Raw genomic sequence first — 17191 nt, 5'->3', positions numbered from 1 at the left:
TTTTGCTAATTATCGTACTATCCAGCTTCTGTTAATTCGTTATTAAACCTAACGATATGATTTTTGCCAATGAGTAAGTTTGTTTAAATAAATAATTGCTGGGGGTGTTATACATGGGTGATGGAATGGGAAGCGGTTTTGCGTTAATCGTTGTATTGTTTATTCTCCTTATCATTGTAGGAGCTTCTTTTATGAGCGGCGGCTACTAAATTGTACAGAACTTAAGGCAGGTTAAATTAAACTGTCCTATTGAATATCAACGTCTGAAATGAACGGAGGATGAATTAAATGGCATTTGGATTTAGAGGATTTGATCGAAGAGACAGGTTTTTTCGTGACGGCTTTAGAAGAAGAAGACGGTTTTTCCCCATTGAAATTGAAATCGAACTTGAGAGAAGAAGACGGTTTGAATTCGATAGAAGACGACGCGGATTCTGAGTAAGCAAATGATTTAAACAGGGGTTTCCATGAGAGATATCATCCCTTTATAGCAGAGAGACAAAAGAAAGCATACTAATCTGTCTCAAGGGAATATTATCAAAAAATGAGTGAGGAGCCCCTCCACTTTTTACAACATAAACCTTACTCACTTTGTTTTTCAATCTAAACAGCGCAAAAAAATGCATAACGAAAAACAGCTGCCGAATTTGACAGCTGTTCTTCTTTCAAGCACTTGTTCCCACGAATGGTAAGTTGAATGCTGCGATATTTACAATTTCAATAATTTGCATTTCCGCGTATATCAGCAATACCTTTCACCCATTCTCCTTCTTGGATTTCCAAATCATTTGCTTGATTTCCAGCGTGGGATAGGTTGTTTTCCGAAAGAAGTACTAAAAGGAATGAGTTTCGAAGGTTTCATAGTGAGCCCTATTAACACGAATGTTGGCATTGCTCCGTTATCTGGTAAGAAAGATGACCTCTATCTTTTAAGACTCTATCAGTTGATTCGGCGAAAAGAACGGAAATACCTTCCTACCTATGAAATTGAGGCATTTCGTTTTGCTCAAAAGAACATTATGAGAATTTGTTGATCAATTACCTAAAATGTCAGCCCTTGAGATCCAAATGGCTATGAACCCACAGCCAACAATGTCTCATTAAAACAAAAGAGTAAGGGCCTGCTAGCAGCTCTTACTCTTTTGTGTTTGACTTTAGTCATATCCGCATACCTGTTGATTCCTACACCTAACCGAAACGCTTTATCGCTTTAAACCTTTATCAGAGCGGGGGTCTGACCCCAAAATTTCTTCCCTCCTTCCCTCCCTCCTTCCTTCAAAGGAAAAGAAGAATCACAACACAGCCACCCCTGTTCTACTACATTAATTACCTATCAATCTTCGACAAAATCCGGGGCGTGCCAGGCACCTTAATGGCACCGCGATTATTTGCCCACTATTTAGAAAATTCCAAGTTGCGCGGAGTATTTTCGGGTGATATACTAGGCATACACATTTTTAATCATGATTAGATATTTTATAGTGATTATTTTTGTTATTTAGATTAATTGTTTTTGGTAGCGCTTTATCTAGTTAAAATGACAACTTTGCAGTGGATCACTATGGAAAGTAACTAATAGGAGGATGGAGCAATGTCCACAGAATATAAGGAGAGGGAAATTATAACGGAGTTTCCTTATACGTACCAAACGATTGAAAACACTTGGATTGAATTAAAAGACGGAACTAGACTTTCGAGTCGTATCTGGCTGCCTGAAGTTGCGGAAGGACAAAAAGTCCCTGCCATTTTAGAGTACCTTCCTTATCGAAAAACAGACGGTACAAGGGCAAGAGATGAACCGATGCATGGCTATTTTGCCGGACATGGTTATGCCGTTGTGAGAGTTGATATAAGAGGTTCAGGGGAATCGGACGGTCTCTTAAGAGATGAATACTTAAAACAAGAACACGATGATGCCCTGGAAGTAATTGAATGGATGGCAAATCAAAATTGGTGTGATGGAAATATCGGTATGATGGGCAAATCCTGGGGGGGCTTTAATTCTCTACAAGTTGCAGCAAGAAGACCCAAAAATTTAAAAGCAATTATTACTCTTGGGTTCACCGATGACCGGTATAACAATGATATTCACTATAAAGGCGGCTGCCTCCTAAATGACAACTTCTGGTGGGGAGCGATTATGTTAGCCTATCAGGTGCGTCCGCTTGATCCGAATATTGTCGGGGGCAGCTGGCGTGAAAAATGGCTGGAAAGATTAGAGGAAATGCCCTTATGGATGGCACAATGGATGGAGCATCAAACAAGAGATGATTATTGGAAGCATGGTTCAGTTGGTGAAAATTACGATGACATTCAAGTACCTGTTCTCGGTATCGATGGCTGGGAAGACTCTTATACAAATACGGTATTAAGTTTAATTGAAGGTCTATCAGTTCCTAGAAAAGGGATTATTGGACCTTGGGCTCACGTTTATCCTCATGATGGCGTTCCGGGACCGGCATTGGGATTTTTACAGGAAGCTGTTAAATGGTGGGATCATTGGCTAAAAGGAATAGACAATGACGTGATGGATGGGCCAATGGTGAATGTATGGCTTGAGGAAAGTATGCCTCCCTCTTCAATTAAACCGGTTAGTAAAGGAGAATGGGTCGGGCTCGATTCATGGCCATCAAATGAAGTTCATACAAAGACGTATCAATTGACGCATGGTAAATTACTGGAAGAAAGAGACGAGAACGAAGAGCAAGTGTTGTTAAAAACACCATTAAATCATGGCCTATTATCAGGTGAATGGATGGGTGCCGGAGTACCGGGAGAAACTCCGTCAGACCAACGATTGGATGATGGGATGGCGATGGTGTTTGTTGGAGATGTCTTAGAAAGTCCATTGGAAATAGTGGGTTATCCGCGATTTGAAGTACAATTAACGAGTGACAAACCAAAGGCCATGCTCTTTGCCCAATTATCAGATGTGGCCCCAGATGGAGCTGTTACCCGTGTTTCTTATGGAGTAATGAATCTAACCCATTTAAATGGACATGACCATGTAAACGTGTTAACCCCAGGTGAAAAGGTAACTGCATTTGTAAATTTAGACTGTTGCGGGCATAAGTTTAAAGCCGGGCACCGGGTACGTTTATCGATTGCAACTACTTTTTGGCCAATGTTTTGGACAATGCCTGAGGATGCAACACTTACTCTGAATCTTGAAACCGCTAAGTTCTCACTGCCAATCTTTAATGGAAGCCGTGTAACAGGACCAAATATGTGTCCTCAAAGTGCACCATTAACTCCTACAACAGTACTTTCAGAGGGAAAAGTCGATCGTTCTATTTCCTACGATATTGTATCGGATACATGGAGTTGCATAACTAATGGTGTTGGCGGGGTATTTGGTGAAGGGGTTTATCGCTTTGATGACGTCGATGTTACGGTTGAACACAATTTGAGACGAGAGTTGACATTAAGCAACGGAGATCCTCTTTCCGCAAAATATACCATTTATCAAAAAATGAAAATTGGCCGTGAAGGCTGGTGGATTGACGCTGACATTACTGTTTCGCAAACTTCTGATGCGGAAAACTTTATGATTGTTGGGGAAATGGATGTTAAAGAAAACGATCAGCCGGCATTTCATAAGAGCTGGGATCAAAAGATTAAACGGTTAGGACTTTAAAAAAGCCAATGAATGGTGGGAAAAGGGATGGAAGGAAAGCTAAGGAAAAATATACCTACTTTAATCATTTTAATTATTGCGGGTGAAATGATTTATACATTGCCCTATTTTCGAAACTATTATTATGATGTATTTCTAACGGACTTTCACTTAACCAATACACAAATGGGGTCACTCGGAAGTGTGTTTGGAATAACTTGTTTGATTTCCTATATCTTTGGAGGATATGTGGCAGATCGGTGGAAAACGAAACATTTATTGACGATCTCCTTAATCGCGACAGGAGCCCTAGGCTTTTTATTGCTCTTGTATCCACCTTACCCTGTATTGCTCTTAATTTATGGGGCTTGGGGAATAACCTCCATCATGACCTTTTGGGTAGCGTTAATAAAAGCCGTCCGTTCGTTAGCAGCTGAAAATGAACAAGGAAAAGCTTTCGGCTTTTTTGAAGGCGGACGCGGTGCTTCCAAAGTAATTGAATCTGCTTTGGTATTAGGAATCTTCGCCTTTTTGTCAAAGCAAATGAGTGAAAAAGTGGCATTGTCATCTGTGATCATTTTCTATTCCGTCATTTGTGTGCTTTTAGGGATAATAATTATGTTACTCTATAAGGATCCTAGCGAAAACCACAGCCATGATCGGATAATAGAAAAGCCCGATAATAAATTCAAATGGGATGTACTTTGGAAGATTCTCAAAATGCCAACAACCTGGTTGGCAGCGATTCTTATTTTAACATCTTATGCCATGATTAATAGTTTCTATTATATTACTCCTTATGCACACGCTGCCTTTGGTGCTTCCACCATCATTGCCGCAGCACTGGGTTACTTTTCTCAATATTGCCGCCCAGTCGGAAGTTTTACCTCTGGAATTATCGGGGATCGAATTGGGATTTCGAATATGGTCCTTATTGCCTATGGTTTATTGGCAGCCGGGTTAGCCGCTCTCATTCTTTTACCTGGAAAGCCTTCTCTTATCTTATTACTGTTAGTCTTTATCGCGATTGTTTATGTAGCCATGTATGCCTTACAGGCAACGCACTTCGCGATTTTGGTGGAAGGAGATTATCCAGTTGAAATAACAGGAACAGTCGCTATACCATTAATGATTATTGGCTATAGCGGAGAAATCTTTATGCCAATTATTGCAGGTGCATGTTTGGACCATTGGGGTGGTATTACCGGTTACAAAGTGTTATTTACAATCCTGCTTGGCCTAACGATTGTTGGATTCATTACAGCCCTTATTTGGCGTAAAGTAACAAAAGAAAAGCGGCTGGAAATAGATTTGCACCGAAAAGAAAGGAAGGCAAGTTAGACCAGACAAGCGGCCAAGTGATAGAATAAAGAGGTCTTCATAGAAGTCTCCTCAAATAGAAAAAGCTGGCGATAAACATTTTGTTTTTTACCAGCTTTTTATTTTTATCCATTTTCATTGCGGAATCATAGTTTTGCAGTTTCCATTTTATAGTATAATTTATTAAACATCAATTTTTGTCCTGCAAACCATTTAATAGATCGTTTTAAAATGAAAGGGGGAATAGATATGAATAAGAAAGAAATAAAAATGGGCCGTATGTGGAAATACTTTGTGGACGCAACCGCTGAGATTATCGAAGAAGAAGGTTTAGAGAAAGTAACAATAAGAAAAGTTGCGGATAAAGCGGGCTATAATAGTGCAACTATTTATCAATATTTTTCTGAGGTCTCCCATTTAATCTTTTTCGCTTCAATGAAATTCTTGAAGAGCTATACCGATGAAGTGGCTGTTTATATTGAGAAAGGAACTAATCCCGTTGAAAAATACCTATTGGCATGGGAATGTTTTTGCCAGCACTCCTTTAAGCAGCCACAAATTTTTCATGCTGTATTTATTATGGACTTAGGCGATCAACCTGAAAAGCTGCTCGAAGACTATTATAAAATCTATCCGTCTGACTTGGTTAATATACCCGAGGAATTAAAGACAACCCTATTCCAACGTAATGTGTCAAAAAGGGGACGATCCTTTTTAGAGTTGGCGCTAAGAGAAGGCTACATTAAAGAGGAAAATGTGGATGCGATTAATGAATTGACCATTTTGGTATGGCAGGGAATGCTTACAAATATCTTAAATAATCGAAAAAGCTACGAGCCCCAAACAGCAGCAAAAGTCACCATGATCTACATAAGTGAAATTGTTAACCATGCGAATCTTTTCCTTTTAAACAAATTAGATCATGCCAATCTATGATAGTTTCTTAGGTCCGTTATCCCCCAAAAGGCCACGTTTCTAAATCGGAAGGAGTTCAAAAACAGGAACTCCCTCCATTTAATTCCTTTACCTTTACTTTTTCTTGCTTGCCTTTGATAATCTACCTAATGCAAAGATACCCGCTGCTAAGCCAATCCTGGTGTTTGTCTTTTTATTAAAGACTTGCTTGGCTACAAGGTTTAGGTTTTGAGGTCTTTCTGCAAGACGGCGCATAAAGTAACCGTACCAATCGTTTCCAAATGGGACATACGTGCAGAAATTGTTGCCTTCACTTGCCAGCTTCAATTGAAGATCCTTTCTAAAGCCGTAAAGCATTTGGAATTCAAATTGATCGTTTGGAATATGATTTCTTTTTACAAAATCTTTTACATGATTTATGATTTTGTGGTCATGGGTTGCAATGGAAGTGAATTTTCCATTTAACAGGTGCCATTCAATCAATTTAATAAAGTTTTGATCAATATCTTTCTTGTCCTGGTACACATACTCCGCAGGTTCTTTATAGGCACCTTTTACGATGCGAAGGCGATAATCTTTATACTTTTCAATGTTTTCCTGTGATTGATAGAAGTATGCCTGGATAACCGTTCCGACATTATCATATTCCAAAGAAAGTTCATCTAAAAGATCAAACGATGGCTTTAAGTGTCCATAATCCTCCATATCAATATTAACGAAAATACCATACTGATGGGCGTGATTAACGATTTCCCTTAGGTTACTTAAACAAAAGGAGTACTCAATGTCCAAGCCCAATTGAGTCGGTTTTAAAGAGATATGTGCATCCACTTTATTGGTATGAATCGCTTCGATAACTTTTAGGATTTGATCTCTTGCAGCAATTGCCTCTTCCTCTTTAAAGACAAATTCCCCCAAGTTATCGACCGTACATGAAATACCATGCGCATTCAACTCTTTAATGCTTTTGATGGCTTCTTCAATATTTGTACCTGCTACAACACTTTGCGCCCCCATTTTTAAACCATATTTTTTAGCGGCACTGTTAAGAAGTTTGTTTTGTGATAACGCGATAAAAAAATCTTTCAACATCCTATATACACCTCGCCTATTTCTCTGCTGTCTACATCCATTTACAACATTTCTGATGTCGTCTTTGCCTGCATATGAAGTAAAAGGTAATCCGGACCCCCGGCTTTAGAATCTGTACCTGACATATTGAATCCGCCAAACGGCTGATAGCCAACAATCGCACCTGTACATCCTCTATTAAAATACAAGTTACCTACATGGAATTCTTTTCTGGCCCTTTCAATCTGTTCGCGATTGTTTGAAATCAACGCACCGGTTAAGCCATAGTCCGTATTATTGGCGATTTCCATCATATGATCAAAATCATCTGCTTTGCAAATAGCAACAACAGGTCCAAAAATCTCCTCCTGCATGATACGCGCCTTTTCGTTCACATCAGCAATAATGGTAGGCTGAATGAAATAGCCCCGAGAATCATCCCCTTTTCCGCCAGCCATTAGGTTGCCTTCACTTTTCCCAATTTCAATATAGTTCATGATCTTGTTAAATGCTGCTTGATCAATGACAGGTCCCATATATGTACCCGCGTCTTCTGGGTTGCCGACCGTCAGCGTTTTTGTTAATTCCACGGCTTTCGTTACTACTTGATCATATACCTCCTGGTGAATGACGACTCTTGACCCGGCAGAGCATTTTTGGCCTGAAAAACCGAAAGCAGAATAGACAATTGATGTTGCTGCAAGATTCAAATCGGCATCTTTATCGACGACAATCGTGTTTTTCCCACCCATTTCAGCTATCAAACGCTTTAGCCAAATTTGCCCTGGATGTACTTTTGCTGCCCGCTCATAAATACGGCAGCCAACTTCCCGTGATCCAGTAAAAGAAACAAATCGGGTTTTTGGATGGTCTACAAGATAATCACCAATCTCGGCTCCACTTCCAGGTACGAAATTCAGCACTCCTTTTGGAAGCCCGGCTTCCTCCATTACTTCCACAAACTTTGCTGCTACAACCGGTGTGTTATTGGACGGCTTTAGAAGAACAGTGTTTCCTGCCACAATTGCAGCCACAGTTGTTCCAGCCATAATAGCAAGCGGGAAATTAAAAGGAGAAATAATCACACCAACACCCAGCGGAATGTAATGGAATTGATTTCGTTCCCCTTCCCGGCTTTGCACTGGTACACCATTTTGCAGCATCACCATTTGGCGTGCATAAAATTCAAGGAAATCAATGGCTTCAGCTGTATCAGCATCTGCTTCTGTCCGTGGCTTTCCCGCTTCTTTTACAAGATAGGCAGAAAATTCATGTTTACGGCGGCGTATGATTGCTGCCGCACGGAACAGAATGTCAGCTCGTCCTGCCGGTTGGAAGTTTTTCCATGATTCAAAAGCTTCCACTGCCGATTGCATGGCTTTTTCAGCCAAATCTTGGCTGGCTTTTGAAACAACCCCAACGACTTCATTCTTATTCGCAGGGTTATAGGATGTAATTTTGTGATCCGTAACAATCTTTTCTCCGCCAATGGTTAGAGGATATTCTTTTCCAAGCTGAGCGTTTACTAGGTCTAATGCTTGATTAAAAGCGTTTATGTTCTCCTCATTTAAAAAGTCAGTAAAAGGTTCATGTTTATAAGGCTGCATTATTTTTTCCTCCTTCATATCTTGCTGCTTTATATTAATGCAATTTCTGTGCCAAAAGTAAAAACCACATGCTGCACAGTTTTTTAAAAATTATGTATATTTATTATTTACAAAAGTGTAAACGAGGTGTAAACTGTATACACTTTTGTAAAGTATTTAAACACTGATAAGGGGATCGTTATGTTAAAAGAAAAAGTTACTCTTTTATCCATTTCTCTTCCTTTAGATGAAGAGATTCCTACAGAAAAAATGAAACGATACCCTGAAGACACTTTGCTTTCAGAGGTTGGGGAACTCGTTCCTGACCAGGATATCGTTCTTGTTGATGAAGCACAAAGGCTGGTACGCAGGGTTCCCTTTACTTCATTAATAACTGCTATTTTTCAAGAGTGGCAAAAGATGTCGGCCGTTTATCAAACCCTCCTTCGAGCCGTTGATGATGCCATTACAATTGTTGACCGTGATGGAAAGGTAGTGGCATGGAATCCAAAGGCAGAAGATTTGTACGAAACTTCCGCTGAGGAAATGATTGGCTCCCAAATTACGCATCGCTTTAAGGAGGATTCTGTTGTTTTAATGTCGACAATGAAGGAAGGAAAAGGGGTCACCCGGCATTATAATCAGCCGCAGCAGGATGTTCATGTATTAATTAACACCTTACCGATAGTCATTATGGATAGAGTACTCGGAGGAATTTCCGTTGAAAGGGATATTACGGAAATTGTAAAACTAAATGATGAACTTACAACCACTACTGCCTATATTCAAGATTTGGAAAGTCAGATTGGGAACAAAGATGACACGGATCCCTTTTACAAAATCAAAGGGAGAAGCCAGGCATTAAATGCTTCCATTACTTTGTCTAAGAAGGTCGCCCCTACAGATGCAACCGTCTTGATTACCGGTGAAAGCGGTGTTGGCAAAGAGTTATTTGCACAGGCTATTCACAAAGCAGGTCCCCGTTCCAACGGACCATTTGTCGATCTTAACTGCGGGGCCATTCCCTCCGCCCTCTTTGAAAGTGAATTATTTGGTTATGAAAAAGGAGCGTTTACTGGTGCAATAAAAGAAGGAAAGCTTGGGAAGATAGGAACGGCAAAAGGCGGAACATTATTTCTCGATGAAATCGGGGAAATGCCGTTAGAGCTTCAGGTAAAATTGCTGCGAGTCTTGCAGGAAAAACAATACTATCGAGTTGGCGGAAACCAATCTATTCCAATTGACGTACGGATTCTTTCGGCAACCAACCGCGATTTGGAGAAAATGGTGGAAGAAGGTTTATTTCGTGAAGATTTATATTATCGGCTGAATGTAGTTACGATCCCCATCCCGCCTCTTAGAGACAGAAACGAGGACATTCCCGAACTAGTCCAATTATTTTTAAAGGAGTTTTCCATCAAATACCGAAAGCCGGTTCCCGCCATTGCTCCTGAAGTGATGGTAGCGTTCATGCACTTTCCGTGGAACGGCAATATCAGGCAGCTAAGAAATATAATTGAGCGAGTCATGATCTTTACAGATGATAATGAAATCAAATTAGAACAACTGCCAAAGGAATTGTTTAGAAGACACTCCATGAATCAATCGACTATTTTCATAGACACGGAGAAACCTAAAGTGGAGGAAAAGTCACAAATCATTGATGCCCTAAAAAAAACCTATGGAAATAAATCAGCTGCCGCAAAAATGCTTAATTTCTCCCGGGTAACACTTTATAACAAAATGAAGAAATATGGGCTGTAATTCCACAGGGACGGTTCCCGAAAATGGGGTCAGACCCAATGTCATCAACTTAAGATTCCATAAAGTGTAAAATCAAGACCGCTTAATGTCGAAACTTACTTTTGCAAAAAGGAAAATATTCACTTGATATCTGAGTATCACCACAATAATCGATTCGGATACCATTATTTAGGTATACCAATCGATTATTGTGGTGATTTTTTTTGGGAAAAAGTAAGTTTTTGGAGGCTGTAGAGACCTAAAATGTCAGCCCTTGAAATCCAAATGGCTATGAACCCACAGCCAACAATGTCTCATTAAATCAAAAAAGTAAGGGCTCTGCTCTTACTCTTTTGTGTTTGACTTTAATAGTCATATCGGCATACATGTTGATTCCTATACCTAACCGAAACGCCTAATTGCTTTAAACCTTTATCAGAGCGGGGGTCTGACCCCAAAATTCAATTTTCATTCCCTGTGGTGAAATTATAAAAAAATTTCATGTTTGTCTGACCCCAAAATTCTAAAAATCTATCTCCCAATTCCCACCCAAAATAGGTATTTTAACCCTTTAAAACACTTTCATTAATTGTTATAATATTTTGTGAATAATATAATTCGCATGTTACTGATTCGATCAGGCAGGGCGGCACGTGTGAAAAGGACAGGCCTTTTCATTGTGTTCCCCTGCCTGTTTTTGTTGATCATGTTTTTCATCTAGTCCCCACACTCCTTTTGAACAAGCTTTATGCTTTTTCAATATACTTCACCAAGACATTCACCTAGAGAATTTATCCTGAAAGGAGGTGTATAAAACTAATCCTACACTACTTCGGAACGTCGGCATGCTCGGAATCAAACGTAAAAAATAGATTATTTTTTGAGGAGAGATAACATGAAAAAAATGAAAAGCAAACTGGGCTTGATCTTTGCTTTATGTGGAACGATAACCCTATCATCCGCTTTTGCGGCGCCTGGCTTAAAAATGGCGGAAGAAACGAATCCGAATCCGATTATTGCCCCAATTAAAACGGATGAACCAACCTCTTATAGAATCAATCAACTAGAAGATATTGCCATGCACTATTATTGGCATGGCGGCGACCTTAAGCAGGCGGAAGAAGAAATTTTTAAAGGGATTACCCTAAAAGGCAAATATGATGTAGTCGAAGCAGCTTATAATGAGGCTGTCAATCTGGACCCTTATGATTTAGATCTCAAATTCTCACTTGCATCAACACAAATTATCCAGAAAAAAATCCCTGAGGCATTAAAGACCTACCAACAGATTTTGAATTTGGACCCTGACAATTATAATGCACATCTGCTATACGGGGTTTATTCAAAAGTAAATGGGGATGAAAAGGCTTATAAATCGACAATTTCCAATTTAAAACGGTTGGACGCCCACAAGACCAATGAATATCTTGAAAAATTCTCTGCTACAGAAGCTATTATGAAAAGCACATTAAACACGAAAGTTCCAGAAAATTTACCACAGAACAACCACGCCATCGTGATTCTTGGATATGCGCTTTCGGATGATGGAACAATGAGAGAGCCATTAATTGAACGCTTAAAAGCCGGTCTTGCCGCAGCAACCAAATATCCAAATTCCAAGATCATTGTTACCGGCGGTGTACCGAAGCAAGGCAATACAGAAGCAAAGTTAATGAAGGAATGGCTCATTTCTAAGGGTATAGCTGAAAAACGGATTTTAACAGAGGATAAATCAACAGACACAGTTGAAAATGCTCTCTTCGCAACAGCTATCCTTGAAAAAGAAGGCTTGAAGGATGTTACGCTGGTGACAAGCGCAAGCCATATGAGAAGAGCACTCACGATCTTTACTGAAGCAAGCAATTTTTACGATAAAATGAATGCAAAAAATAGTAATAGGGCATTCACAAATGTGGTTTACTTAGACTACCCAACCATTGAGGAAGCCCACAAAGTAACAAAAGACGAAACTCTGGTTATTTACCGCGATCTAATTAGATCTTTCGGTATTTGGCAATACCCGGATAAGCAGCGCTAACCTTACAAGCAAAGGCTAAACCATTTTATTATTGGTTTAGCCTTTTTTTACATGAGTGAGATCCTAATAAACATAAGTGTCCCGTCATGGTTAATTCCGATACATCATTACTGAACTGGGACAAGGTTCCTGTAAACTGTCCTCCTCATCCCATAATTTATGTAGTCCATATCATCCAAGGTTCTAACAATAAATGTAGAAATTATCTTACCCCACCTGTCCTTTTCACCTCTAAAACCGTAAATAGAAGGTGAAAGGAGGTGGCGACAATGGCAAACGCATTATTACAAGGAACGAAGCTTCGCATGGTGTTTGAAGCGGGGATGGATGACGAAGGAAATCCACTTTACAAAGCTAAAACATTTAGCAATGTGAAAAAAGAAGCAACGGTTGATCAGTTGTTTCAAGCTTCACTCGCAATCTCTGTTTTGTGCAAGGACACGCTAAACAAAGTGGAACGCAATGACAGTACGGAGATTTTAGCTTAATTGTTTGGAAAGTTGAAATTTTGATGATCGGAGGTGAAGAAAATGGCAAAAACATTGGTATTACAATTTGGCACGGAGTTTGGAAAGACGGCAAGCATTTCGGTAGATAATCCAAAAGAACCGATTGACGAGGAAGTCGTGAAATTATCCATGGAGCAGATTATTGCATCTGGAGTTTTTACAACCGCCAGTGGTAAGTTGGCGGCTGCAAAAGGAGCGAGAGTCATCGAACGCAATGTGACTGATTACGAGCTTATTTAATAAGGTAGAGGCCGGATTCGCAAAGAAGCCGGCCTTTCTTCACAACACATTTAACATAGAAAGGAGCGAGCACTCGTGGAAGAAGTCATTTCATTCATCAGCCAGGTCGGATTCCCGATTGTTGTGACCCTCTATCTGCTCTATCGGATTGAATCCAAGCTAGATGCGGTGGTCCAATCGATTCAGGAACTGCCCAACCGGATGAATGCGAGATCATAGATTCAGTTATTTCGCTGCGATGAAGGGTGGACCACTCTGCTGGTATCGGCGCAGGGTGGTTTGTAAGGTCCTTTCCCTCTCTTATATGACAAATTGACCTTTTACCTGCACCGCAGACAAATTCCGACCCATTTCCCCACATGAAATGCCCTTCAAACGTTTGATTAAATCTGCCGCAGCCTGCTCCACTACTCATTTTTGACCCCCATTTGAGAGAAAAGTATGTCGAGATCTGCCCCCCAAAATAATTGAACCTGGCATCCAAATTCGACGACTACATTCTATCGTCCACGTAATGTTTTAATTTCATCTAAGCCCAGTTCTGTCAGATCTTAAATATATTCATCCGGAAAATTGTCTTGGATTAATTTCCTTGCTAACTTTCTCCTCGCTTTAATTAAACCTTTCTCTAATCCCTTTTTCTCACCTTCTTCTCTCTCACGTTTCATCAATTCTCCAAAAGTCGGCGGCAAGTTATTTCGGTCTAAGTACATCATCTCTGAAACCTCCTTCAAAATATCGTTTGATTAAATACCATGTGACATTTCTTCTCGGATATTACCGGAACATCCTGGGGCTTCCTCAGTACTTCCACTTCTACTCAAATATTTCACAGGGACAGATCCCATGGCTCTCGAAAGACCCAATTGATGAGGAAGTCGTGAAATTATAGATGAGAAAAATAGCCACCAGAACCGTCCCCCCGACCCAAACCATCCCCATGCATTAAAAGAAGCAGGAAAAACGCCCCCGCTCTCATAGGACATAAGGACTGTTCATCAGAAAATTCAAAATACTATTAGAAACCGCTTCTACCCTGTGCTAAAATAGGATTGGTATAATGCCAATATTTAGTAGAAAAGAAGGGTGGGTTTGAATGTTAAAACGAAAGTCTTTACTTAAGTCAGTGGTTCTAAGTACCGCGCTTCTGTTCTCCGGTACAGGATTGACTGTAACGGATGTCAAGGCACAGCAACAGAATCTGCAACAAACAAATGCCGCAACGGAACTCAAAGTTGGGGATGTAAAAGTGGTCCCTCTTCAAGTAACCGGTTCGGCAAAGGATCGACTCAATCTTATTATCTTTGGCGATGGTTATACCGCCGAAGAAATGGACAAATTCCAGCAGGATGTGGAAAGAAACTTGAACGTCCAGTGGAGTGTAGAGCCATTCCGCAGCTACCGTTATTACTTCAACATCTACATGATCCAAACTCCATCCAAAGACTCTGGCATCAGTTGTGACCCGGATGATGGCAACATCCGGCGTGACACAGTCTTCAATCTTCAATATGCAGCTAAGTGCCCTGCAGACAAGCTTGCCCGCGGTGTCACCTATGGTACTGGCGGTGACAAGGCCCGCACTGACATTCTGGCCAACTATGTTGCACCCGAACTGGGCATCTCGGCTAATGCCCAAAATATTCAAACACTCAACATTGCTAACACCTTTACGTATGGCGGTATCGGCGGCGTTCATGCAACTACCACTGGCGGCAGCCCGCAAGGACCGCTAGTATCATTACACGAACTCGGGCATTCACTTGGTAATTTGAACGATGAATATGCCTACTATGACCGCGGTGTTCCAGGTGGTCCGCATCCTGAAAGGGAACCTAGTTCGACTCACCATACCCGCCTTACCTCCAAGGAGATGACTGAAAAACAAACCAAATGGTGGCGCTGGCTCGGCGAGGAAAGTGAATCCGGCGGTATTATCCGTGCGGCCGACCAGGACGGGCATGAGAGCGGCGTATATTACAGTTCCAACGTATGGCGTCCAAGTGAACATTCGATGATGCGCCATACCGGCTTCTACTTTGACCAAGTCGGAAGAGAACAAATGACACAGCGAATTACCGGTATGCGTAATGCCAATGCAATGCCATTAGCTTCCACTAAGGTTGGCGAAGTCGGAGCAAAAGATGTGGTATGGGTGGAAACGATGCACCCAAGATTCCAAGCCCTTGATGTGACTTGGCAAATTAACGGCAAAGAGGTACCGGACACGAATAACAGCCGCCATCTCAAGCTTGAAGAACTAAATGTTAAAGACGGTGACAAGATAAAAGTAACTGTGAAAGACAATACGGAATTCGTCCGTGATCCGAACTATTTGAATGGTCCAAGGATGACACAGACCCGTGAATGGACTGTCGGACAACCGCTGCCAAAGACGGATGTTAATGTGAAGTTCACCAATACGTCCGTAACGGATCACCCGTTAGCTAATAACGAAATTGCTTTCGTTGAAACGACCAATCCGAATGATCGCGTGCTTAACGTAACTTGGGAACTTAATGGTAAAAAAATAGAGGGGACCAACAACAGCCAGCTTCTCAATCTTGGAAAGTTTGACTTGCCAAAGGGAGCCTCCCAGCTAAAGGCAACCCTGACAGATCCGGCCAATCCTAACGGCCCATCGGACACAGTACAATGGATGGTTGACAACGGAATGCCTACAGCACCGCGAACTCTTTCCAAGCCGCTTGTAAAACTGGACGGCAAGATTGAGCACAATGTGTACTTTAACGAGTTTGATATGCTGCTCAATCCAAAGGATGACCAGAAAGGGTTCGTTGTCGGCGAGTTCCGTTTAGATCATGACGGCTGGTTCAACTATTTTGGATTCCCGGAGAAGCCGGATGGCACACCATTCAAGTTCACACATTCCGGAACGGATATCAAAGCCTTAACATACGGCAGCCTTGGAACCGGTGGACTGTCAAAGGCAACCTTTGAACAATCCTACAAAGCCGGCGATCCTGGCGGTCCATTCGTGCCAGGCTTCGGTACGCATACCGTTGAGCATAGAGCGATTGATGCCACCGGTAACATTGGAAATGCCGAATTATTTAAAGCAACTGTTTTACCAGGAGAAATGCCTGATTGTACAACAACAGTTACCGGCAGCCAAAATGGCGGACTGGTTGTTTCTAAAGGTGTAACATGCCTCAAAGACGCGGTCGTCCGCGGCGGTGTCACCGTTAAAAATGGTGCATCATTAGTGATTTTCAACAGTACAATTAATGGCGGCTTGACGGTTAACAAGGCGAACGTTGTACAAGTTTTCGGTACCACTGTAAATGGAAAATCACAAATCGCTGGGACTTCCAGCAATGTAACATTAGCAGGAAATCAGTTTAACGGCGGGCTAACCCTGGCCGATAACAACCAAGTATCAGCTAACAAACAGTTTGGTGAATACGGACCAATCGTATCTGGAAATACATTCACCGGAAAAGTAGAATGTGAAGGTAATAGCTCAAAGGCCAATGATTTCGGAGCAGCAAACAAAATAGCAGGCTCCTTAACTGGCCAATGTAAAGGGCTATAGTTAAATCAGGGGACGGTTCTTCTGCTGTGAAGCGGAAGGACCGTCCCTTTTCGCTGCCGGTAAAGTGGACCATTTTTCTTTTGTTCAGAAGGCGATAGATTAATAGTTACTTTCATATCTCTGCCATGGGGACGGTTCCGCCGCTGGCCTCCATACTAAACCGCTTTTAAACTTAAGCCGAGTGGGGGCTGGTCCAGTAGCCTAGAAGGTAACACTGAACATGGAAATGGTGGGAGATTTGCGTGGCCGCACCTAAACAAAGCAGGTAAAAAATGCCGGGAGGACCGTCCCCATGGTCTCAAGAGAGGAACATCTTTCCCCTCTGTTTGCCTTTTACGCTTTAACGCTTTAAACTTTTATTTGAGTGGGGGTCAGGCACACTAGTCTTGCACACCTTAAAAATAATCCCATATTTTCAAAAAATAGTATTTACAGATAAGTAAAAAACTCCTATTGTAGAAGTTGTTGACCCTGTTTTGTTCCCTTAAACAAACAAGTCTTCTACAAAGGAGTTTTTACCTTGAATAGTAAGAGTATAGGGCGAAAAAAGCTAATTTGTCAATGCCTAAGGATTCTTCCAACTAAAGATTTCGAATA

15 protein-coding genes are annotated in these 17191 nt (G+C 41.2%); 12 read left to right on the top strand and 3 right to left on the bottom strand.

Annotated features, from left to right (window positions below; all coding sequences use genetic code 11):
• Window positions 1–125: 125 nt before the first annotated feature.
• The 6 genes from BSO02S_RS26710 (at window position 126) to BSO02S_RS24555 (ending at window position 5872) form a co-directional block, all read left to right on the top strand.
• On the top strand, window positions 126–209 hold the full coding sequence (locus BSO02S_RS26710; protein ID WP_235847004.1) for a YjcZ family sporulation protein: 84 nt from the start codon (window positions 126–128) through the stop codon (window positions 207–209).
• A 79-nt stretch (window positions 210–288) separates the two neighbouring features.
• The gene (locus BSO02S_RS27370; RefSeq protein WP_157081507.1) at window positions 289–438 is read left to right on the top strand and encodes a hypothetical protein; all 150 of its coding nucleotides are present in this window, start codon (window positions 289–291) and stop codon (window positions 436–438) included.
• A 425-nt stretch (window positions 439–863) separates the two neighbouring features.
• On the top strand, window positions 864–1034 hold the full coding sequence (locus BSO02S_RS24570; protein ID WP_157081506.1) for a hypothetical protein: 171 nt from the start codon (window positions 864–866) through the stop codon (window positions 1032–1034).
• 557 nt (window positions 1035–1591) lie between these two features.
• Window positions 1592–3637, top strand: coding sequence for a CocE/NonD family hydrolase (locus BSO02S_RS24565; RefSeq protein WP_066074180.1), 2046 nt, complete (start codon window positions 1592–1594; stop codon window positions 3635–3637).
• A gap of 27 nt (window positions 3638–3664) precedes the next feature.
• On the top strand, window positions 3665–4957 hold the full coding sequence (locus tag BSO02S_RS24560; protein ID WP_066074176.1) for an MFS transporter: 1293 nt from the start codon (window positions 3665–3667) through the stop codon (window positions 4955–4957).
• 228 nt (window positions 4958–5185) lie between these two features.
• Window positions 5186–5872 carry a TetR family transcriptional regulator gene (locus BSO02S_RS24555; RefSeq protein WP_066074173.1) on the top strand — a complete coding sequence of 229 codons (687 nt, stop codon included), beginning with the start codon at window positions 5186–5188 and terminating at the stop codon, window positions 5870–5872.
• A 93-nt stretch (window positions 5873–5965) separates the two neighbouring features.
• On the opposite strand, the gene BSO02S_RS24550 is transcribed toward BSO02S_RS24555, so the two are convergent.
• Together BSO02S_RS24550 and pruA are read right to left on the bottom strand one after the other, a co-directional pair.
• Window positions 5966–6943, bottom strand: a complete 978-nt coding sequence (locus BSO02S_RS24550; protein ID WP_066074170.1) for a proline dehydrogenase family protein — start codon at window positions 6941–6943, stop codon at window positions 5966–5968.
• Between the two features lie 41 nt (window positions 6944–6984).
• Complete coding sequence (gene pruA / locus BSO02S_RS24545; RefSeq protein ID WP_425320369.1) at window positions 6985–8529, bottom strand: L-glutamate gamma-semialdehyde dehydrogenase; 1545 nt, start codon at window positions 8527–8529, stop codon at window positions 6985–6987.
• A 180-nt stretch (window positions 8530–8709) separates the two neighbouring features.
• Between pruA and BSO02S_RS24540 the strand changes: the two genes are divergently transcribed.
• The 5 genes from BSO02S_RS24540 to BSO02S_RS26705 all read left to right on the top strand — a co-directional run bounded on the left by BSO02S_RS24540 (window position 8710) and on the right by BSO02S_RS26705 (window position 13257).
• Complete coding sequence (locus BSO02S_RS24540; RefSeq protein ID WP_066074163.1) at window positions 8710–10272, top strand: sigma-54 interaction domain-containing protein; 1563 nt, start codon at window positions 8710–8712, stop codon at window positions 10270–10272.
• 874 nt (window positions 10273–11146) lie between these two features.
• Window positions 11147–12289: a YdcF family protein gene (locus tag BSO02S_RS24535; RefSeq protein ID WP_066074160.1), complete on the top strand. Its 1143-nt coding sequence runs from the start codon at window positions 11147–11149 to the stop codon at window positions 12287–12289.
• A 269-nt stretch (window positions 12290–12558) separates the two neighbouring features.
• Window positions 12559–12777: a DUF1659 domain-containing protein gene (locus tag BSO02S_RS24530; RefSeq protein WP_066074157.1), complete on the top strand. Its 219-nt coding sequence runs from the start codon at window positions 12559–12561 to the stop codon at window positions 12775–12777.
• A 42-nt stretch (window positions 12778–12819) separates the two neighbouring features.
• The gene (locus tag BSO02S_RS24525; RefSeq protein WP_066074154.1) at window positions 12820–13038 is read left to right on the top strand and encodes a DUF2922 domain-containing protein; all 219 of its coding nucleotides are present in this window, start codon (window positions 12820–12822) and stop codon (window positions 13036–13038) included.
• A gap of 75 nt (window positions 13039–13113) precedes the next feature.
• Window positions 13114–13257, top strand: coding sequence for a YvrJ family protein (locus BSO02S_RS26705; protein ID WP_066093399.1), 144 nt, complete (start codon window positions 13114–13116; stop codon window positions 13255–13257).
• Between the two features lie 332 nt (window positions 13258–13589).
• Here BSO02S_RS26705 and BSO02S_RS27365 read toward each other — a convergent pair whose 3' ends face one another.
• Window positions 13590–13754: a hypothetical protein gene (locus BSO02S_RS27365; protein ID WP_157081505.1), complete on the bottom strand. Its 165-nt coding sequence runs from the start codon at window positions 13752–13754 to the stop codon at window positions 13590–13592.
• A 449-nt stretch (window positions 13755–14203) separates the two neighbouring features.
• On the opposite strand from BSO02S_RS27365, the gene BSO02S_RS24515 reads away from it, so the two are divergent.
• Window positions 14204–16594 carry a M64 family metallopeptidase gene (locus BSO02S_RS24515; protein ID WP_169802795.1) on the top strand — a complete coding sequence of 797 codons (2391 nt, stop codon included), beginning with the start codon at window positions 14204–14206 and terminating at the stop codon, window positions 16592–16594.
• The last annotated feature ends 597 nt before the right edge of the window (window positions 16595–17191 follow it).

The organism is Neobacillus soli NBRC 102451 (genome assembly GCF_001591665.1).
In the GTDB taxonomy this organism is placed as follows: domain Bacteria; phylum Bacillota; class Bacilli; order Bacillales; family Cytobacillaceae; genus Neobacillus; species Neobacillus soli.
This window is presented reverse-complemented; position numbering and strand designations above follow the sequence as displayed.

Bases quoted from the DNA above. Each gene is read 5' to 3' on its own strand.
- BSO02S_RS26710 (WP_235847004.1), top strand. From the start codon at position 126: ATGGGAAGCGGTTTTGCGTTAATCGTTGTATTGTTTATTCTCCTTATC.
- BSO02S_RS27370 (WP_157081507.1), top strand. From the start codon at position 289: ATGGCATTTGGATTTAGAGGATTTGATCGAAGAGACAGGTTTTTTCGT.
- BSO02S_RS24555 (WP_066074173.1), top strand. From the start codon at position 5,186: ATGAATAAGAAAGAAATAAAAATGGGCCGTATGTGGAAATACTTTGTG.
- BSO02S_RS24535 (WP_066074160.1), top strand. From the start codon at position 11,147: ATGAAAAAAATGAAAAGCAAACTGGGCTTGATCTTTGCTTTATGTGGA.
- BSO02S_RS24530 (WP_066074157.1), top strand. From the start codon at position 12,559: ATGGCAAACGCATTATTACAAGGAACGAAGCTTCGCATGGTGTTTGAA.
- BSO02S_RS24540 (WP_066074163.1), top strand. From the start codon at position 8,710: ATGTTAAAAGAAAAAGTTACTCTTTTATCCATTTCTCTTCCTTTAGAT.
- BSO02S_RS24525 (WP_066074154.1), top strand. From the start codon at position 12,820: ATGGCAAAAACATTGGTATTACAATTTGGCACGGAGTTTGGAAAGACG.
- BSO02S_RS24560 (WP_066074176.1), top strand. From the start codon at position 3,665: ATGGAAGGAAAGCTAAGGAAAAATATACCTACTTTAATCATTTTAATT.
- BSO02S_RS24565 (WP_066074180.1), top strand. From the start codon at position 1,592: ATGTCCACAGAATATAAGGAGAGGGAAATTATAACGGAGTTTCCTTAT.
- BSO02S_RS24550 (WP_066074170.1), bottom strand. From the start codon at position 6,943: ATGTTGAAAGATTTTTTTATCGCGTTATCACAAAACAAACTTCTTAAC.
- pruA (WP_425320369.1), bottom strand. From the start codon at position 8,529: ATGCAGCCTTATAAACATGAACCTTTTACTGACTTTTTAAATGAGGAG.
- BSO02S_RS27365 (WP_157081505.1), bottom strand. From the start codon at position 13,754: ATGATGTACTTAGACCGAAATAACTTGCCGCCGACTTTTGGAGAATTG.